Annotated in this window: 16 protein-coding genes; 14 read left to right on the plus strand and 2 right to left on the minus strand. The window is 28.4% G+C overall.

Annotated features, from left to right (window positions below; genetic code table 11):
* Positions 1 to 13: 13 nt before the first annotated feature.
* The 13 genes from KGF48_RS16275 (at position 14) to KGF48_RS16335 (ending at position 18558) form a co-directional block, all read left to right on the plus strand.
* Positions 14 to 808, plus strand: a complete 795-nt coding sequence (locus KGF48_RS16275; RefSeq protein ID WP_227829390.1) for an FAD binding domain-containing protein — start codon at positions 14 to 16, stop codon at positions 806 to 808.
* Positions 798 to 3089 carry a molybdopterin cofactor-binding domain-containing protein gene (locus KGF48_RS16280; protein ID WP_227840339.1) on the plus strand — a complete coding sequence of 764 codons (2292 nt, stop codon included), beginning with the start codon at positions 798 to 800 and terminating at the stop codon, positions 3087 to 3089. The genes KGF48_RS16275 and KGF48_RS16280 overlap by 11 nt, the downstream gene beginning before the upstream one ends.
* Before the next feature lie 34 nt (positions 3090 to 3123).
* Positions 3124 to 4437 carry an amidohydrolase family protein gene (locus KGF48_RS16285; RefSeq protein WP_227829388.1) on the plus strand — a complete coding sequence of 438 codons (1314 nt, stop codon included), beginning with the start codon at positions 3124 to 3126 and terminating at the stop codon, positions 4435 to 4437.
* Between the two features lie 35 nt (positions 4438 to 4472).
* Positions 4473 to 5558 carry a dihydroorotate dehydrogenase gene (locus tag KGF48_RS16290; RefSeq protein ID WP_227840338.1) on the plus strand — a complete coding sequence of 362 codons (1086 nt, stop codon included), beginning with the start codon at positions 4473 to 4475 and terminating at the stop codon, positions 5556 to 5558.
* Positions 5559 to 5807: 249 nt separating this feature from the next.
* Complete coding sequence (locus KGF48_RS16295; RefSeq protein ID WP_227868254.1) at positions 5808 to 6635, plus strand: hypothetical protein; 828 nt, start codon at positions 5808 to 5810, stop codon at positions 6633 to 6635.
* Between the two features lie 1348 nt (positions 6636 to 7983).
* Positions 7984 to 9345, plus strand: coding sequence for a solute carrier family 23 protein (locus KGF48_RS16300; RefSeq protein ID WP_227868255.1), 1362 nt, complete (start codon positions 7984 to 7986; stop codon positions 9343 to 9345).
* Positions 9346 to 9453: 108 nt separating this feature from the next.
* Positions 9454 to 10242: an FAD binding domain-containing protein gene (locus KGF48_RS16305; RefSeq protein ID WP_227868256.1), complete on the plus strand. Its 789-nt coding sequence runs from the start codon at positions 9454 to 9456 to the stop codon at positions 10240 to 10242.
* Positions 10242 to 12542: a molybdopterin cofactor-binding domain-containing protein gene (locus KGF48_RS16310; RefSeq protein WP_227868257.1), complete on the plus strand. Its 2301-nt coding sequence runs from the start codon at positions 10242 to 10244 to the stop codon at positions 12540 to 12542. Before KGF48_RS16305 ends, KGF48_RS16310 begins: the two co-directional genes overlap by 1 nt.
* A 139-nt stretch (positions 12543 to 12681) precedes the next feature.
* Complete coding sequence (locus tag KGF48_RS16315) at positions 12682 to 13959, plus strand: transposase (protein ID WP_227829382.1); 1278 nt, start codon at positions 12682 to 12684, stop codon at positions 13957 to 13959.
* A 201-nt stretch (positions 13960 to 14160) separates the two neighbouring features.
* Positions 14161 to 14889 (plus strand): selenium cofactor biosynthesis protein YqeC, encoded by a 729-nt coding sequence (gene yqeC, locus KGF48_RS16320; RefSeq protein WP_227868258.1) that lies wholly within the window; start codon positions 14161 to 14163, stop codon positions 14887 to 14889.
* A gap of 106 nt (positions 14890 to 14995) precedes the next feature.
* The gene (gene mocA / locus KGF48_RS16325; RefSeq protein ID WP_227868259.1) at positions 14996 to 15565 is read left to right on the plus strand and encodes a molybdenum cofactor cytidylyltransferase; all 570 of its coding nucleotides are present in this window, start codon (positions 14996 to 14998) and stop codon (positions 15563 to 15565) included.
* On the plus strand, positions 15562 to 16581 hold the full coding sequence (locus tag KGF48_RS16330; protein ID WP_227841013.1) for a molybdopterin-binding protein: 1020 nt from the start codon (positions 15562 to 15564) through the stop codon (positions 16579 to 16581). The genes mocA and KGF48_RS16330 overlap by 4 nt, the downstream gene beginning before the upstream one ends.
* A 351-nt stretch (positions 16582 to 16932) precedes the next feature.
* Complete coding sequence (locus tag KGF48_RS16335) at positions 16933 to 18558, plus strand: ATP-binding cassette domain-containing protein (protein WP_227868260.1); 1626 nt, start codon at positions 16933 to 16935, stop codon at positions 18556 to 18558.
* Positions 18559 to 18862: 304 nt separating this feature from the next.
* Here the strand turns inward: KGF48_RS16335 and KGF48_RS16340 are convergent, their stop codons facing one another.
* Both KGF48_RS16340 and KGF48_RS16345 read right to left on the minus strand, forming a co-directional pair.
* A complete protein-coding gene (locus KGF48_RS16340; protein ID WP_227868261.1) occupies positions 18863 to 19318 on the minus strand; it encodes a GNAT family N-acetyltransferase in 456 nt (151 codons plus the stop codon).
* A gap of 189 nt (positions 19319 to 19507) precedes the next feature.
* Positions 19508 to 20620 carry a tyrosine-type recombinase/integrase gene (locus tag KGF48_RS16345; RefSeq protein ID WP_227841010.1) on the minus strand — a complete coding sequence of 371 codons (1113 nt, stop codon included), beginning with the start codon at positions 20618 to 20620 and terminating at the stop codon, positions 19508 to 19510.
* A 261-nt stretch (positions 20621 to 20881) separates the two neighbouring features.
* Between KGF48_RS16345 and KGF48_RS16350 the strand changes: the two genes are divergently transcribed.
* Entirely contained in the window at positions 20882 to 21259 is a 378-nt protein-coding gene (locus tag KGF48_RS16350; RefSeq protein WP_227827923.1) for a BlaI/MecI/CopY family transcriptional regulator, read from the plus strand.
* The last annotated feature ends 321 nt before the right edge of the window (positions 21260 to 21580 follow it).

The raw sequence follows: 21580 nt of genomic DNA on the forward strand, positions 1-21580 counted from the left end.
ATGGGGAGAGAATATGATAACTATAAAGGAATATGTAGTTCCAAAAAGTTTAGATGAAGCTTATGAACTGCTAATATCAAGAAAAAACAACATAATACTTGGAGGCTGCGGATTTTTAAAACTAGGTAGCAAAAATATTGGTTCAGCAATAGATTTAAAAGACCTAGGTTTAGATTATATAAATGAAACTGAGGATAGTATATTAATTGGAGCAGATACAAGTTTAAGAACTTTAGAATTAAATAAGGTTATTAAAAATTACTGTAGTGGAGTAATTTCAAACGCTGTTTCTAATATAGTAGGAGTTCAATTTAGAAGTGGAGCTAGAGTGGGAGCTAGCGTATTTGCTAAGTATGGATTTTCAGATTTAATACCTTCATTACTAGTAGTAGATGCAAAGGTTAAGTTATATAAAAAAGGGGTTATGAATTTAGCTGACTTTTTAGAAAGTGAGCTTGAAAAAGATATATTAATAGAAATTATATTACCTAAAAAAGATGCTATAGGTGTATTTGATTCAATAAGAAAATGTACAGGTGATTTTGCAGTATTAAATGGGGCAATGTTAAAAGAAGGAAATTCTTATAAAATTGCAATAGGAGCTAGACCAAGAAGAGCAAAGATTGCCTACAAAGCAAGTGAAGTGCTAAGTTTAGAAAATGATGCAGACAAAGCTGGAGATATATCAAGTGAAGAACTTTCATTTGGAAGTAACATAAGAGGAAGTAAAGAGTATAGACAAGATATGGCAAAAGCATTAGTTGTTAGAATGTATAATAGTATTGGGGGTGAGTTTAATGGTAAATAAAGAAGTAAGAAAAATAGATAGTGAAGCCATTGTTACTGGTAAGCCAATATATACTGAAGATTTAATTTTTCATAGAGATGTTTTGACTGTTAAACTTCTTAGAAGCCCACATGCTTTTGCAAAAATAAAAAATATTGATGTAAAAAATGCATTAAAAGTAAAAGGTGTAGTAGATATATTTACTTACAAAGATGTACCAAATTATAGATATTCAATGGTAGGAGAATCATATCCAGAAGCATCACCTCATGACCAATTAATACTTGAAGATATAGTGAGATATGTAGGAGATGAAGTTGCTATAATAGCGGCTGAAGATGAAAGAGCAGCTATTAAAGCAATGAAACTCATAAAAGTTGAATATGAAGTAATGACACCAATATTAGATGCAAGAGAATCAGAAGGTAATAAAATTTTAATACATGAAGAAGATGACTTATTTTGTCCATTTGATTTTGGATTAGATGCTACAAAAAATATAGTATCAAGAGAGAAAATGGGTAAAGGTGATGTAGAAAAAGAGTTTAAAGAGTGTGATGTAATAGTAGAAGAATCTTATATGACTCAATCACAAGCACATTGTATGATGGAAACTCATAGAGCTTACACGTATATAGACACTAATGGTAGACTAGTAGTAACTTCTGCAAATCAATCAGCTTATCATATGAGAAGACAGGTTTCTAGAGCATTAGGAATACCTCTTTCAAAGGTGAGAGTAATAAAACCAAGGATAGGTGGAGGTTTTGGTGGAAAAAATATAGCTGTAACAGAGATATATGCATCATTTGTAACTTGGATGACGAAAAGACCAGCAAAACTTATATATACTAGAGAAGAAACTTTTGCAATGACTAACACTAGACATCAGATGTTCTTTGACATAAAGATTGGAGCAGATAAAGAAGGAAATATAAAAGCTATAGATATGAAAGCATTAAACAATACAGGTGCTTATGGTGACAATGGACCTTCAGTTTGTTCCGAGTCAGGGCATAATGTACTTCCAACATATAATAATGTACCTGCAATAAAGTTTGATGGAAGAACTGTATATACTAACTTGGTTCCAGGGGGAGCGTTGAGAGGATACGGAGCAACTCAGGGGACATTTGCACTTGATTGTGCAATAGACGAATTAGCACATAAACTTAATATGGACCCAACAGAAATAAAGTTGAAGAATATTATAAAAAAGCAAACTGAAGGCGGAATAATGAATTTTCCAATAAGAAGTTGTGCACTTGATGAATGTATAATTAGAGGTAAAAAGCTAATTGGATGGGATGAAAAATACCCTGTTATAGACATTGGAAATAATAAAGTAAGAGCTGTTGGAATGTCAGTTGGAACTCATGGTTCTGGTATAGCTAATATAGATATGGCAATAGTCAATATGAGAATGGATGAGGATGGAACTTACAAGTTATTTTCTGGGTCTTCAGATTTAGGAACTGGTTCTGATACAATACTTGCACAAATTGCTGCCAAGACATTAAATACATCTATTGATAGAATTTCCGTTTATACAGGAGATACAGATATGTGTCCATATGATACTGGTGCATATGCTTCTTGTACTACTTATGTAACTGGAAATGCTACAATAAAATCTGCTGAAAGTTTGAAACAAAAGATATTAAAAGTGGCTCAGAAAAAATTAGACTTACCAATAGATGATTTAATATTATATGAAGATAGAGTTTGTCATAGTGAGGACGTAGAAAAATTTGTTTTATTAAGTGAATTAGGAAGAGAATCTGTTGGTGGTGGAAATCAAGATGTTTTATATTCATCTGAATCTTATGGTATAAAAGAGAGTGCAAAACCATTCTTAGCAGGTTTTGCAGAGATTGAACTAGATAAAACAACAGGTGAGTTTAAAGTGATAAACTATGCTTGTTCAACTGATTGTGGTACAGTTATGAATCCTGCACTTGCCAGAATACAAGTTGAAGGAGGAGTAACTCAAGGTATAGGGCTTGCAATGTATGAAGACCCTAGACATGGTTCTGATGGGAAACTTCAGACTTCTAATTTGTTACAATATAAAGTTCCAACAAAAAAGGATATAGGAAATATATTAGTAGACTTTGTGGATAATTATGAACCAACAGGACCATATGGAGCAAAATCTTTAGGAGAAATAGTTATTCATACACCAGCACCAGCAATAGCAAATGCAATTTTTAATGCAGTGGGTGTGAATATAAGAGAACTTCCTATAACTTCTGAAAAGGTTTATATGGCTATGAAGAAACTAAATCAGGGAGGTAAATAAATCTATGAAGAAACTAAATCAGGGAGGTAAATAAATGGTTGCTATAAAAAGTAAATACTTAATATCTTCTGCTGATGAAATATATACAAATTATGCCGTTGTAATAGAAAATGACATTATAAAAGATATATTGCCAAATGAAGAAGTTGAATTAAAATATAAAGATATTACAGAGATAATAAATAAATCAGATGCTATAGTAATGCCAGGCTTTATCAATGGGCATATGCATCAATATGGAGTGCTTTCTAGAGGAATACCAGCAAATGTACATTTTACTGATTTCGAAGGATTTTTAAATGACTATTGGTGGCCATTTATAGAAAATAGAATAGGATTAAAGGAAGTAAAAGCCACAACTAAAGCGTCTGCAATAGAACTTATAGAATCTGGTGTAGTAGCATTTTGTGACACTCTAGAAGCTCCAAATACAGAAAAAGGAACTTTAATTGAGCAAGGTAAGATACTAGAAGAAATAGGAATGAAAGCAGTTTTATCTCTAGAAAGTTGTGAAAGAATAAGTTATGAAAATGGATTAAGATGTTTAGATGAAAATTCTAATTTAATAAAATGGAGCAGAGAAAACAGTAAATTAATAAATGGAATAATGTGTACACATACTAGTTTTACATGTTCAGATAAATTTATCAAAAAAGCTAAAGAAGATGCAAGAAAATTAGATGCACCAATGCAATTCCATTTATGTGAGAGTATATATGAACCAAACTACTCTAAAAAACACTTTAATAAAAAAGCAGTTGATTACTACAATGATTTAGATATATTAGATGAGACTGTATTAGCATCTCAATGTGTAAAAGTAGATGATGAAGAGATAGACATATTAAAGGAGAAAGGTGTAAAGGTAGTTCACATGCCTCTTAGTAACTGTGAAGTAGGTGGCGGTTTTTCTCCAGTTCCAAGAATGATTAAAAAAGGCATAAAAGTAGCATTAGGTACAGATGGATATATAAATGATTTTTTTGAAGTTATGAGAGGTGCGTTTTTAATGCATAAATCAGTTGAAGAAGATGCGTCTGTAATGCCAGCAAGTTTAGTATTTAAGATGGCAACAGAACATGGTGCTTATGCATTAGGGCTTCAAAAATCAGGAAAAATAACAGTTGGTAATAAAGCAGATATAGTAGTTATGGAAGATGAATTTAAAACTCCTGTAACACTTGATAATATATTTGACCAGATAGTAGTGCAAGGTAAAAAAGAATTTATATCGAATGTATACATAGATGGTAAACATATTTTAAAAGAAAAACAATTAGTTGACTTAGATAAAAAAGCCATTGTTAAAGAAATGAAAGATGTTGCCTGTGAATTCTGGAAGTTTTAATAAATGTAAATAAATATGAAAAGGGGAAGTAAATAATGTATAATTTTTTAGGGAAAGAATTAAAATCACCTTTTATAATAGGTTCAGGTCCGTTGACATATAGTGCAGCTGGATGTAAGATACTAAGTGATGCAGGAGCAGGGGCAGTTGTTACTAAGACAATAAGAAAAGAAAGAGCTATAAATCCAGCACCTCATATGGTGAGAAATACAGCCAATGCTCTTTTAAATAATGAGAAATGGACAGATTTTGAACCAGAGCAATGGATAGATTTTGAAATACCACAAATGAAAAAAGATGGAACTGTATGTATAGCTTCAGTAGGTCATACAATAGAAGAAAGTAGTGAACTAGTAGAAAAGGTTGCAAATGCAGGAGCTGATTTTATCGAGTTGGTATCTTATGACTATAGAGATTTAATACCAATGCTTAAAGATGCGAAAGAGAGAGTGAATATACCAGTAATAGTTAAACTTCCTCCTATGATAGATGAAATAGGGGCTTTTGCTAAAAAATTAGAAGAAGCAGGAGCAGATGCAATAACTGCTTGTGATTCTGTAGGACCAGCACTTAGAATAGATATAGAAAATGGTCAACCTTTATTAGGTGGAAATGGAATTGGATATTTAAGTGGAGAAACTATTAAACCAATAACTCTACAAAGAATATATGAAATAAAAAAAGAAGTAAATATACCTATAATTGGATTAGGTGGATGTGTAAGTGGAGATGATGCTTTAGAGATGATTATGGCAGGTGCTGACTTTGTTGGTATATGCTCAGTAGTAATATTAAAAGGAGCTCAAGTAATAGCTAAAATACACAATGACCTAAATTCTAATCTTGAAAGACTAGGATATAAAACTATAGAAAATGCTTGTGGGATAGTACATAAGCATATGGGAGAGGTAAATGAAAGACTTAGTTTTGAATTTACTTATGATGAAGAAAAATGTACTAAATGTAAGATGTGTGAAAGAGTGTGTGCATATCAAGCTAGAAAATTAAATGATAAGATGGAATTGAATGAAGATGAATGTAGATATTGTGGTCTTTGCATATCAGTATGTAAACCAAAAGCACTTGGAAGAAAAATTTCATGTCCAGAATTAAATGCATAAGATATTTTATAAAAAATATAATTTTAAAAGATAAAAATTTAGATACAAATAAAGGATACCATATTAAAGTGGTATCCTTTTGTTTGTAATTATTATTTTTAGATTTATATCTATATTAATTATTTTTTATAGTAATTATACATAATAATTTTATTAATTAAATTTATGATAACTATTTTAGATATATATGTTAACATTGTATAGCATTTGTATAAGATGTTATAATAATTAATAGGGATGGTGATGTAAGTGGAAGATAAAATTTTAGAATTATTACATATTATAAATAAAGATGTGGTTAGCATGAAAAATGATATGTCAGAAGTAAAACAAGAAGTAAGTATAATGAAAGAAGAAATAAGTGAAGTAAAACAAGAAATATGCATAATGAAAAATGACATGTCAGAAGTAAGACAAGAAGTAAGTGTAATGAAAGAAGAAATGAGTGAAGTAAAACAAGAAGTAAGTGTAATGAAGAAAGAAATGAATGAAGTAAAACAAGAAGTAAGTGTAATGAAGAAAGAAATGAGTGAAGTAAAGCAAGAAGTAAGTGTAATGAAAGAAGAAATGAGCGAAGTAAAACAAGAAGTAAATCTGATAAAGAAAGAAATAAATGAAGTAAAACAAGAAGTAAGTGTAATGAAGAAAGAAATGAATGAAGTAAAACAAGAAGTAAATGTAGTGAAAGATAATTTGCATGAAGTTAAATTAGAAATGAACTCTATGAAAAATCAAATAAGTAAAGCAAGTAAAGATATAAGTGAAATTAAAGCAGAAAGTATTATAGTTAATGAAAAACTATATGAAATAGATGTTAAAGTAGATGCCTTAGAATCTGAAGGAAAATCAATTAAAGAACAACAAATTGAACAAAATAGTATTTTAGGAAGTTTATTACATAACTCTGAAATAAATAAAGCTACTCATGATAATATGGAACATAGTATAGCACATATAAAAGGTGATACAAACGCCATAAAAGAAGATGTTTCCGAAATAAGAAGAGATTTAAGTTTAGTAGAATTAGCTACCAGCAAAAATTGGAGCGATATTGTAAAACTAAAATCAGCTAGATAATCTTTTAATTACATTAACTTATCATCCATAAAAGTATAAACTTTCATATACAAATAGATGCTTATATAATCTTACTATTTATTATAAATTTTAGAAATTAAAATAAAAATTTGAGAAAAGATCACTTGAAAAATACTTTTGGTCTTTTTTTTTATGTAATTATAAAAATATCATAAAAATAAAATTTAAAATTTGCTTAATAAAAAATTACAGAACAGTTGGAATAAGTAAATTTTTATCAATGAAAGTATAAAAAATTTATTCTATGCAAACATTGGCATTAAAATTGCTCTATAGAAATAATAAACAGTAATATACATAAAGATTGTATTATACAATACTGTTACTATTTTTAATTATAGATATTGGTTTATATTTATAAGCTAGATAGAAACTTGTATGTTTTATGTTGCAGATACAAATATAGTAAAGGAGAGTACATGGGTACAACTGAGATACATAGCTTATTAAGTTTTTCTGTCTTATGATAATTATATTATAAAATATTCATAAATATTTTGATTTTCAATTTGAAAATTATTTTATGCTCAAATTAATTATTATGTAATTAATTTAATAACAAAAACAGTGAAAGAGTAAATAATATTATTTACAGGGGGTAATAAAAAAGTATATTAAATAAGTTGTACTTTTAGCCCCGTACATAAAGAAATTTATGTAGGACACAACTTTAAAACCAGTAAATCCTAAAGCCTTGCAACTACAATAAAAGATAGAAAGAAACTTTTATGAATGTGGTGAAAACCAGAAACAATAGCAAGGATGGTATATGGTGAGAGCCTAAGTACTTTACAATGGACATTTGGTCGCCAAGCCTAGAAATAGGAAGGTCAAACGACTATCTCGAAAGAGAGTACACTATAAGCTATTGATAGTGGAAACGGGTTGCTCTTAACAGGTAATGCTGAAGATGAAGAAATAGTCTACGCTCATATGAAAGTATGAGGTCACTTAAAAATTAAAGTGGCATCTATAAAGTAGCGTTTATAGGTAAATGTTTAAAACTTACAAGATATAAATACTTATGAAAACTTATAACTTATAATGATTAAGATTGAAAGATTTAGATTGGATTAGAATTGTTGTAAAAATTTTTAAAGTCCATAGCTACAATACTCTTATATTTGTAAAGCACTATAGAACATATACAAAATAATAGAATAAATTTGATTGTTAATAATTAAATTTGTTGCACATGATTTTTAAGTATGAAAACTTAAATGTATTACTGAGTATAGTAAGATTTATAAAAGTCATTTAGTTTAATATATTAAATTTTTAAGTATTTATATAATTCAATAAGTTTTATGTAACGGGAGTTTTTATTATGAAAGCAAAAAGTACATCAAAATTTGAATTAGACGGAATACCACCACTAAAGGAAGCAATACCTTTGGGGTTACAACACTTAATGGCAATGGTAATAGGTAGTTGTTTACCAGCAATATTAATTGCAAATGTAGCTGGACTTGATCATAAAATGTCTACACTATTGATTCAAGCTGCATTAATTTTTGCAGGATTATCAACTTTGTTACAATTATATCCAATACCACTATTTAAAGGGTTTAAATTGGGAGGAGGAATACCAGTTATAATGGGAGCTACAGCAATGTTCATAGGAGCTGGAGTTTCTGTTGCAGGTAAGTATGGATTACCTGTGTTATTTGGTTCTCAAATAATTGCTGGTATAGTAATAATCATAATTAGTTTTGGTCTTAAAAAAATAAGATTTATATTTACTCCAGTTGTATCTGGCACGATAGTTGCATGTATGGGTCTTGGACTTTTCCCAATAGCAATAAAAAACTTGGCTGGAGGTATGGGGAATGAGACATTTGGACAACCAATTAATTTTATAGTTGGAATAGCTGTGTCACTTATGATATTAGGATTAAATAAATATGGCAAAGGATTATTTAAAGATGCATCAATATTAGTTAGCATAATTTTTGGATATATTTTATCTCTAATGTTGGGAATAGTAAATTTTTCTTCAATTCAAGAGTTTACTTTGATTGCACTTCCAAAACCACTTGCTTTTGGATTAGATATAAAGATTGAGGTTGTAGTAATGTTTTCAATAATATATTTGGTTGAAATAGCTGATATTATGGGAGCATGTACACTTTCTGCAGTAGGAGGGCTTAATAGACAAGTGACAGATGAAGAACTTTCTTCTGCTGTTTTAGGAAATGGAGTATTATCTACAATAGGAGCATTATTTTCTGCTACTCCAATGGGGATGTTTGGTCAAAATTCTGCAATCGTTTCTAATACAAAAATTATAAGTAAATTTGTATTAGCTATTGGAGGAATTGGATTATTTCTGGCGGGAGTATCACCTTTGTTAGCTAATTTAATCAGAACAATACCTCCTTGTGTGGTTGGAGGAGCAACTCTCGTAATATTTTCAACTCTTACAACCTCTGGATTAAGACTTGTTAGTATGGATGGTTTTAATCAAGAAAATAGTATGATATTAGGTCTTTCTATGGCAGCTGGCATAGGATTTATGGTGGTTCCTCAAGTGCTTGAAAAATCTCCAAAATTTATAGAAACATTACTTGCAGATTCGAGTGTAGTTTCAGGGGCTATGGTTGCCATAATAGTTCAAGGTTTATATATGATAAAATTTTCAAAAGGTAAGGACAATAAAAATAAAAAAGATAAAAAAGAAAATATATAGAGTAAAAAATTAATAGAACTAAATTAAGTTTACTATATATTTATAAAAATTAAAGCAATGTACTTAATAGGTTTAGAGTTTTAATAAATATGATATAAGGGGGATAAGATGGTTACTATAAAAGAATATTCTGTTCCACAAAGCCTGGAAGAAGCATATAAAATTTTAATTTCTAAAAAAAATAATGTTATTTTAGGTGGTTGCGGATTTATAAAATTAAGCAATAAAAACATAGGAACAGCCATAGATTTAAAGGATATAAATCTAGACTATATAAAAGAGGATGAAAAAAATATACTAATAGGAGCAGATACATCTTTGAGAAGTTTAGAAATAAATAAAACTATTAAAAATTATTGTAGTGGAATAGTCTCAAGTGCTGTTTCTAATATAGTTGGTGTTCAATTTAGACAAGGAGCAAGAATTGGAGCTAGTGTATTTTCGAAATATGGTTTTTCTGACTTGATTCCAGTACTTTTAGTTGTTGATGCGAAGGTAAGGTTATACAATAGTGGAATATTAGAGCTAAATGAGTTTTTAGATAGTGAATTAAATAAAGATATATTAATTGAAGTAATACTTCCTAAGAAAGATGCAGTAGCTGTGTTTGATTCAATAAGAAAATGTACAGGAGATTTTGCTATATTAAATTCAGCTATGTTAAAAGAAAATGATACTTATAAAATAGCAATTGGAGCAAGACCTCAAAGGGCTAAATTAGCACTTGAAGCAAGTAATATATTGAGTAAAGAAAAGGATATAGATAAAGCATCTATTATTGTAGGTAAAGAATTAATTTATGGAAGTAATATGAGAGCAAGCAAAGAGTATAGAATAGATATGGCAAGTGCGCTAGTTAAGAGGATGTATAGTGCTACTGAGGGAGGTAATAGATAATGATTAATAAGGGGATAAGAAAGATAGATAGTACAGCAATTGTGACAGGAAAGCCTCTATATACTGAAGACCTTATTATGCATAAAGATGTTTTGACTGTTAAACTTCTTAGAAGTCCACATGCACATGCCAAAATAAAGAATATAGACACGTCAAAAGCTGAAAAAATTCCAGGAGTTGTAGGAATTTATACTTATAAAGATGTCCCACAAGTTAGATATTGTGTTCCAGGTCAAACAGAACCAGAAGCATCTCCTTATGATAGAGTCTTACTTGAAGATACGGTTAGATTTGTTGGAGATGAGGTAGCATTAGTAGCAGCAGAAGATGAAAAAACAGCCATTAAAGCTTTAAAAATGATAAAAGTAGAGTATGAAACTTTAAAGCCTGTATTTAATGCAAGAGAAGCAGAAGGAAATGAAGTTATTATACATCCAGAACAAGATATAGTAGAACCATATCCTTTTGGATTAGATGCAAAAAATAATATAGTATCAAAAGAGTTTTTCGAGTTTGGTGATGTTGAGGCTAAGCTTAAAGAAAGTGAATTTGTGGTAGAAGCATCATATAAGACTCAAAGTCAATCACATTGTATGATGGAAACTCATAGGTCATATGCATATAAAGATATAAATGATAGGATTGTTGTTGTGTCATCATTACAATCACCACACAATGTAAAGAGAATACTTAGAAAAGTATTGGGGATTCCTTCTTCTAAAATAAGGGTAATAAAGCCTAGAATAGGTGGTGGATTTGGAGGAAAGAATATAGCAGCAACAGATATATTTACTGCATTTGTGACTATGAAAACTGGAAGACCAGCAAAATTCGTTTTTACAAGAAGTGAAACTTTTGTAGGTTCTAATAGTAGGCATGAAATGTTTTTTGATGTTAGAGTAGGTGCAGACAAAGAAGGAAATTTAAAGGCGATAGAATTAAAATCACTAAATAATACAGGTGCCTATGGTGGTAATGGAGTTTCTGTTTCTTCAGAATCAGGTCATAATACATTACCAATATATAATGATATTGATGCTGTTAGATTTGATGCTAGAACAGTATATACTAATAGATTGCCAGCAGGTGCACTTAGAGGTTATGGAGCTACACAAGGCATATTTGCAATAGATAGTGCTATTGATGAATTAGCTAATAAGGTTGGTATAGACCCTCTTGAATTTAGAGTTAAAAACATAATAGATAGATATACTAATGGAAAAGCAGCAGAAGAAGAAATACTAAGCTGTGAATTAAAACAGTGTATAGAAAAAGGGAAAAAATTAATTAATTGGGATGATAAATATCCGTGTAAAGATATAGGCAATAACAAGGTAAGGGCAGTAGGTATGGCAGTGGCAAATCATGGTTCTGGTATACCACGTGTGGATATGGCAACAGTGACTATACGAATGGATGAAGATGGGACATATAAGTTATTATCTGGTCTTGCTGATTTAGGACAAGGAGCTGATACAATTCAAGCACAAATTGCTGCTGAGACTTTAAATACGACTGTAGATAGAATATCTGTTTATACAGGTGATTCGGACCTATGTCCATATGATACAGGAGCATTTGCTTCTTGTACTACAACAGTTACAGGAAATGCAACAATAAAAACAGCAAACAAATTAAAAGAAATATTACTTTCAATAGCAGAATCTAAACTCGGGTCTAAAAAAGAAGATTTAGAGTTAAGTGAAGATAGAATTTTTGTTAAGAATGATGAGAGTAAATTTGTGTTATTAGAGGAATTAGGAAGAGAGTCAGTTGGAGGTATTGGGTTTTCAAGTGACGATGTACCAGTTGTTTTAGAAGCAACAGAATCATTTGGTATGTTAAAAAGAATAAAACCATTTATAGCAGGATTTGCTGAAATAGAATTAGATAAAAATACAGGGGAATATAAGGTAATAAATTTTGCATGTGTCCCAGACTGTGGTACAGTTATAAATCCAACATTAGCTAGAATACAAGTAGAAGGTGGAGTAATGATGGGAATAGGGTTTGCAATGTATGAAGACCCTAAATTTGATAGATATGGAAAGTTATTGACAGACAGTTTCTTGCAGTATAAGGTTCCTACAAAAAAAGAAGTAGGAAATATATTGGTAGATTTTGCTGATAATTTTGACCCAGGAGGACCTTATGGAGCTAAATCTTTAGGAGAAATAGTTATACATACGCCAGCACCAGCAATTGCAAATGCAATCTTTAATGCTACTGGAGTTCGTATAAGAGAGCTTCCTATAACTTTTGAAAAAGTGTACATGGGTATGAAAAACAATAACAAATAAATTTAATAAATGATATACTATAAAGTATAAAATTAAGTTATTTTGTAAAATAAAGTAATTGAATAGACATTATATATGGTGCTTTCTAAAAATACCATATATAATGTCTAATAGAGTAAGAGTTAAAGGAGGTGAGTTTATGCCAAATAGAACAAAAAACATACATTATGGGACTCAGAGACAACAATTAAAAAATTTAACTAAAAAAGAATATCAGGCTTTGCGAGAGATGTGCTTTTTAGCAAAGAATTTGTATAATGTTGGTACATATAATGTCAGACAACATTACTTTAATCAAGGAGAGCATCTTAATTATGAAGCTAATTATCATGTGTGTAAAGAAAATGAAAACTATAAACTACTCAATAGTAATGTAGCACAACAAATACTAAAAGAAGTTGATAGTTCGTTTAGGTCATTTTTTGGTTTAATTAAATTAGCTAAAGAAGGCAAGTATGATTTTAGAGGAATAAAATCACCTAAGTATTTAGACAAAGAAGGTTTTTTTAGTATAATAATAGGTCAAATAAGAATTAAAGACGATGGAATTTTAAATGTTCCTATGTCTCCAGCATTTAAAAAAATGTATGGAAAGGTGAGTATAAAAGTTCCAAATAATATATTAGACAAAAAAGTTAAGGAAATAAGAATAATACCTAAACATAAGGCTAGGTTCTTTGAAATTCAGTATTGTTATGAAATACCGAAATCAGAGGAAGTTTCAAATAAAAAAAATGCACTGGCAATAGATTTAGGTTTAGAAAACTTATGTACTTGTACTACCAATTTAGGTGATAGTTTTATTATAGATGGGAGAAGGCTTAAGTCTGTGAATCAATGGGCAAATAAGCAAAACGATAAAATAGAGGCTTTAAAATTAAAAAAGAATATAAGTTTAATTACAAGAAAACAATTTAAAGTATGGAATAAAAGAAATAATCAGGTTAAAGACTATGTAAATAAAACTTGCTTTTACATAATTGACTACTGTGTAAAAAATAATATTGGCAATTTAATTGTAGGATATAATGCTAAGTTAGAAAAAAGTGATAATATGGAAAAGAAAATATATAGAAATTTTATAAGAATTCCTTTTGGAGAGATAAAAGGAAAACTAGAGTACCTATGTAAAATAAAAAATATTAATTTCATTAGACAAGAAGAAAGCTATACTAGTAAATCCGATTTTTTTGCCAATGATTATCTTCCTGATATTAATTTGGATGATGTACAGAAATACAAATTTAAGGGAGAAAGAATAACACGTGGTCAATATAAATCTAGTATGGGTATGATTATAAACGCAGATGTAAATGCAAGTCTTAATATATTAAAAAAATCAAAAATAGTTGATTTATCTTATTTGCAGAATAATCCTCAGGTGTTAAAGCAACCACAAAGAATAAGAATATCTTAATAATAATTAAAAGATAAACTGATAGCGTATAAGCTTACAGCTTAGCGGCGAATTGGATCCGCCTTGTTGTTTACAACAGAATCTATTTACTTTTTAGTTTATAGAATTTCAAAAATCACTTTTACTAAAAAAGTTAAATTATAAATTTCAAATAAATAAAATTTAGGATATTTAAAAGAAATAGTTATGAGAGGTGAAAGTGTGAAATTATCAAATATGATAGGAGCAAATGAAATAATAACTGTAGTTGGAGCAGGAGGAAAAACTTCATTTATAAAATACTTTGCGAATTTTTATAGAGATAAGCTAAAAGTTTTACTTACAACAACTACTAAAATATATTTACCTGATAGAAAAGACTATGACAATATATTTATGACAATAGGTGGAACTTCTATTCCATCTATTTGTCATGGAGTAACAGTATGTGGAAGCTGTATAAATAATGAAAATAAAATAGTAGGAATAAAGTTATCTGATTTAGAAAAAATGATAGATAAATTTGATTTGGTCTTGATAGAAGGTGATGGTTCAAAGAGAAAAAAACTTAAAGGTTGGAATGATGGAGAACCAGTAGTATATTGTAAAACTACAAAAACTATAGGTATATTAGATATAACTTCATTTGGAATGGATATTAATGAAGAAAATATACATAGGTTAGATGAATTTAAAAAAATAACTAATTTAAATATGTGTAATATAAATGATAATCCTAAAGTAAGCCTTGATAATTTAAAAAATGTAGTATTAAATCCAAAAGGATTGTTTAAAAATTATCATGGAAAAAAAATATTATTTATTAATAAAATCGAAAATGAAATATATGAAAGTTTAGCTATAAATTTAATTAAAATTATTAAAGAGCATGAAAGCGAAATAGATATATTTTATGGAAGTATAAAACAAAATTTTTGTATAAGATATTGAAGTATTAAAATAGTTTATGTGATATTATATATATAGATAATATCAATAAAGATACTATAAAATCATAACAATATCAATACATTATAAATGTTAAGGAATGATATATATGATAAATGCAGTAATAATGGCGTCAGGATTTGCCAGAAGAATGGGAAAAAATAAACTTTTATTGGAATATGATGGATGTTCTATAATAGAACATGTACTTAAGGCAGTTAGTAAAATTAATTTTCATCAAGTTGTAGTTGTAAGTCAATATAAAGAAGTTTTAGCACTATGTAATAAATATGGCTTTAAATATGTAGATAATAAAGATGCAAATATAGGTCAGAGTGAATCCATAAAATTAGGAATTTTAAATAGCTCAAAATGTGATGGATATATGTTTTTTGTGGGAGACCAACCATTTATTGATGATTTATATATAGATAAAATTATAAATACTTTTAAATTATATAGAAATTTTATAGTAATTCCAAGATGCAAAGATGTATGTGGAAATCCAGTTATATTTCCATTTAGCAAAAAAAAGGAATTGTTGGCACTTAAAGAAGATGAAAAAGGGAAAACTATTTTAAAGAATTCATCAAAAATAAAATATGTAGAAGTTCCCAAAAAAATGTTATTAGATATTGATACGAAAGTGGATTATGAAAGAATAGGGGGTAAATTATGAAATTAATAAAAACTATAGATGCTGTTGGACAAGTTTTATGTCATGACATTACTCAAATAATACCAGGAGAATTTAAAGGAAGAAAATTTAAAAAGGGACATGTAGTAAAAGAAGAAGACATTCCAGTTTTATTATCTCTTGGTAAAGACAACTTATATGTATGGGAAAAATCAGAGGGAATGATTCATGAAAATGAAGGAGCTTTATTTTTAAAAGAATTAACTGCTGGAGAAAATTTAGATTTCAGTGAAATAAAAGAAGGAAAGATAGACTTTATAGCGGCATGTGATGGGATTTTAAAAATAGATGTTGATGCACTTTTTGATTTAAATTGTGTTGGTGAAATAATGATGGCAACTCTTCATAATAATTTTGTAGTAAATAAAGGGCTAAAAGTAGCTGGAACAAGAGTCATACCTCTAGTCATAGATGAGAAAAAACTAGAAGAGGCAAAAAAAGTAGTTGATAACAGAAAAATAGTCAAAGTAATACCTTTTAAACCTAAAAAAGTAGGAATCGTTACTACTGGAAATGAAGTATTTTACAGTAGAATTGTTGATAAATTTGGACCAGTAATAGAAGAAAAAGTAAAGGGGTTTGGATGTGAAGTTATAGGCCAAACTATATGTCCAGATGATAAGGATATCATAAAAAATGCAATAAAAGAATTTATAAGTCAAGGAGCAGAACTTATCTGTTGTACTGGTGGAATGAGTGTAGACCCAGATGATGTCACACCTACAGCTATAAAAGAGACTGGAGCTGACTTAGTTACATATGGTTCACCAATATTACCAGGAGCAATGTTTTTACTTGCTTATTATGGAGAAGTTCCGATTATGGGGATACCTGGATGTGCAATGTATCATAAAACTACAGTATTTGATATAGTTCTATCTAGGATTTTAATAGATGAAAAACTTGACAAATATGATATAGCTAAATATGGTCATGGTGGTCTTTGTATGAACTGTGATGTATGTACTTACCCTGCATGTAATTTTGCTAAAATATAAAATCATAAAAATAGAGTACTTACAAACTTAGGTACTCTTTTTAAGTATTAATGATATATAAACTATGATTAATTATACAGAAACTATGTTTTAACTAATAGCTAGAACAGATTAAAGATTCAAATAAAGTATTTAGAGTGTGTAAAAGAATTAATAAAGTTGCAATTTGAATTTTTTATAAGTATAATATAATAGATTGTTAATTTTTATGAAACTTACAATCTTTAATACAATTTTAATAAATATTTCACGAATTTGGTATAAAAAATATGCTGTTTACGTGATAATAAAAATGTTATCAAAATTTTATGATAAAATAAATTATGAACAAAAAGAAAGGAAAATACATTAATGTTACAAGTTACAGGTGTTGGACTTAGATTTGGTGATAAGGAACTATTTAAAGATGTTAACTTAAAATTCACTAAAGGAAATTGCTACGGAATAATAGGAGCTAACGGTGCGGGAAAATCTACTTTTTTAAAAATATTATCAGGAGAAATAGAACCAAATACAGGGAGTGTATCTATAACTGATAAAGAAAGAATGTCAGTTTTAAAACAGGACCACTTCGAATATGAGGAAGAAACTGTTTTAAATGTTGTTATAAGAGGTCATGAAAGACTTTGGAGTATAATGCATGAAAAAGATGCTTTATATATGAAAGAAGATTTCAGCGAAGAAGATGGAATAAAAGCTGCTGAGCTTGAAGGTGAGTTTGCAGAACTTGATGGATGGGATGCAGAAACTAATGCTGAAAAAATACTTATGGGTCTTGGTATAACTAAGGATATGCATTACAAACAAATGAAAGAATTAGTTGGTGGAGAGAAGGTTAAAGTGTTGTTAGCACAATCACTTTTTGGTAAACCTGAAATACTATTAATGGATGAGCCTACAAACCACTTGGATTTCAAATCAATAAATTGGTTAAATAACTTTATAATGGATTTAGAAGAGTCTATAGTTATAATAGTATCACATGATAGACATTTCTTAAATCAAATATGTACTAATATAGTTGATGTTGACTTTTGTAAAATACAGATGTATGTTGGAAACTACGACTTCTGGTATGAATCAAGTCAATTAGCATTACAACTTGCTAAAGACCAAAACAAAAAGACTGAGGAAAAGATAGCTCAATTAAAGGAATTCATAGCTAGATTTAGTTCTAATGCTTCAAAAGCTAAACAAGCGACATCTAGAAAGAAACAATTAGATAAATTAGAAGTTGAAGATATACAACCATCAAGAAGAAGATATCCATATGTAGGATTTACACCTGCTAGGGAAATTGGTAATGAAGTTTTAGAAGTACACAATTTAACAAAAACTATAGATGGAGTTAAAGTACTTGATAATGTTTCATTTAGATTGGATAGAGATGACAAAGTAGTATTTATGGGTGATGAAATAGCTACTACTGCACTTTTAAATATAGTTATGGGAGAACTTGAACCAGATAGTGGAGAATATAAATGGGGAGTAACTACTTCTCAAGATTATCTTCCAAAAAACCATAATAAGTTTTTTGATGGAGTAGAGTATTCTCTAGTTGACTGGCTTAGACAGTTTTCTGAAGAAAAAAGTGAGAGTTTCATAAGAGGATTTTTGGGTAGAATGTTATTCTCTGGAGAAGAAGCTTTAAAAGAAGCTCAAGTTATATCTGGAGGAGAAAAAGTTAGATGTATGCTTAGTAAGCTAATGCTTTCAAATGCAAATGTACTTGTGTTAGATGACCCTACTAACCACTTAGACTTAGAAAGTATAACTTCTGTCAATAAAGGACTTGAAAAATTCCCAGGAGTGCTTTTATTTACTTCTCATGACCATGAGTTTATATCTACTATAGCAAATAGAATTATAGAGATAACTCCAAATGGAATAATGGATAGAAAGATGGATTTTGATGAGTATTTAGAAAGTAAAGATATACAAGAACAATTAGCTAAAATGTATGGGAAAAATAAATAATTATTTAGTTTAAATATTATTTTTACTAAATATAATTATTAGAATAAAAACCTTTTAATGTTTGAGAATACTCTATATAAGTGTGTAGGTATTTAATCAATATTAGGAGGTTTTTTATTTAGTATATACTGTAGTAAATAGGATTGTAGAGATAATGCAAATGGAACTATGAATAGAAAGATATATGGATTTTTTAGATTATAAAAAAGCACATGTCTCCAAATCTAAATTGATTGTTTACATTGTGTCAAATTACAACAATATTTGGAGACATAATAAGCAAAAATTATATAATATAATGAGTCTATAGATATTCTCTTTTATGATAATGTATTTTTTGTAAAGTTACAGGGGTTACTGATTCATTATAAAAATCTTCAGCTTTACCAGTAACTATACCACCTAAGTTACAAATGATTTTAACTGTTGTGTCACGTGCTTCCATAAAAATTTCATCAATATCTTGAGAAAATAAATCATCAATGGAAAAATATGCTAGTTTTGTTCCGATATGCTGACTACGAAAATCTTTTCTAATTGCAAATCTACCCCAGTGAACTTGTCTATTTTCGTACCAAGATGCAACTGCTCCAATAATAACATCATCAATTGTTGTGCACCACCATGATGGATTCTTATCTTGAGAAATAGGGATTATATCTTTTGGAATCTTTTGTTCTACCGAAAAAACATCTAATTCAAGTTTATTAATATCTAGCATATCATCTGCTGTAGCTTTTCTGAATATAATTTTTTTCATAACAATCCTCCTAATTTGAGAAGTAGAAGCTGTATTTATAATACTAAAACTATTTTGTAATAAATATATTTTAACTCTTCTATTATAAAATTAAATTTGAATATTAATTTAGTTTTAATTTTATTAGTAGTAAAAATTAATTTTATAGATAATAAAGATTAGAGTAAATATAATCAAAAAAATGTAATATTAGTTAGCATTAAATAAGTTTTCAGAAATTTTGTCAGATGCTTCTTTATCCATTTCTTTTAGAACATGGGAATAAACACTTAAGGTTGTATTTATATTTGAATGACCAACTCTTTCTGAGATAACTTTTATAGGTACCTTAGAATTTATAAGTAAAGTAACATGTGAATGTCTTAAATCATGAAATCTAATGTGGGGCAAGTCATTCTTTTCTAAAAATCTTTTAAATTTTTTACTCATAACATCTTCAGCAATAGGTTCACATTTTTTATTGAAAAATAACAAGTCACGACTATTTCTAATAGAAGACTTTAATAAATTTTTATTTTGTTTTATCTTATATTCTTTTAGTAAAAAGATTAATTCCTTTGGAGCAGATATTTTTCTAATAGAGCTTTCCGTTTTGGGTTCTTTAAGAATTACAGAGCCATTAATTCGAGCTGTTATCTTATTTACAGTTATTGTATTTTCTTCAAAATCAATATTATCCCAAGTTAAACCTAAAACTTCTGAAATTCTAAGACCTAAACCAACTGCTAAATTAATAGGTAATTCCATATATGTATTTTTTGATAAGTTCAACAATTTTATCATTTGCTCTTTGTCATAAATTTCATTTTTAAATTTTTTATATCTTGGAGCTTCTATATTATCCATGATATTTTCTTTTACTAATTTGAGCCTATATGCTCTTTTTATTGCAAGTTTCAATATATTTATATGAATCTTAATTGATTGAGGATTCAATTTATGAGATAGTTTATCAATGTAGTTCTGTATATGAATTGGATGTAAATCCTGTATTTTATATTTACCAATAGAGGGATTAATATAATTCTTACAAATACTAACATAATTATTGTATGTAGCTAATGATATATTTTCACTGTACTTTTTTAAAAAATCTAAGAGAAATTCTGAGACAGTGATTTCGTTTGGAATTAAAAAGCCATCTTTATATAGACTTTCCTTTACTTCATTTAACCTTTTGCTCGCATCTCTTTTTTTATCAAAAATACCCATGTTCTTTTGTTTTCTCTTTCCAGTATCTTCATCTGTAAATTCGAGATAAACTACATAATTCTTGTTTCGTTTTCTAATAAATGCATTCATATATAACCCACCAATCAAAATTTTATACATTTATTATAACATATGGATAAACTCAAAAATAGTTTTTGAAATAAATTTATAGTTATTTCAAAGATTGATATTTATTGATTATAAAATGGGTATATTATCTTAAATATTAGAATTTTAACTTAATAATCTGTTATACTTAATATATATAAAAATAAAATTTATTTTTTACTTTGGGATTTTATATGTTTGGGTAGTACTGAAAATATAAGTTTGAGAGGAGTGTAAAATCATATGACTATTACTAAGATACCACCAGCAGAATTAAAGGTCATGAAATTTATTTGGGGGTCAGATTTTACAGTAACATCAAAAGATGTCATTGAAGCTATGGAAAAACTATATGATTGGAAGCAAACTACAACACTAACACTTTTATCAAGATTAGTAAATAAGCAATTCTTAGATGCGAAAAAGATAGATAGACATACACATTATACAGTTATTATTAGAGAAGATGAATATTTACATTTTGAAACAAAAACTTTTCTAGATAATATGCATGGAAGTTCTATTGAAAGCTTTATGAAGGCATTGTTCAAAAAGGGGGTAAATGAGGAAGAATTAAATTCTGTTGAAAAATGGGTAAAAGATATTAAAAAAGATGAATAGTTTGTTGAGATTAACAACAAGAATAACTTTAAATATATATTTTTTGTATTAATTGTACGTTTAAATGTATGAACATTTAGGCACTTAATAGTATATAAAAACTAAAACTTTTTAGTTATTTTTAAAATAAATTTAATTATCATAAAATAAATAGTTTTTACAATAATTAGTCAAATGAATTAAAAGTAGAGTAAACTGTAAAATACATAGATTTCTTTATTAAGTATTCTTAGTTTTCTAACACATTTTAATACTCTAGGTCTAATATAAAATTAAATTTATTAAGATTTGATTTTATATTAGACTTAGAGTTAATCAGAA

It is taken from the genome of Clostridioides sp. ZZV15-6388 (assembly GCF_020657755.1).
Classification (GTDB): Bacteria; Bacillota; Clostridia; order Peptostreptococcales; family Peptostreptococcaceae; genus Clostridioides.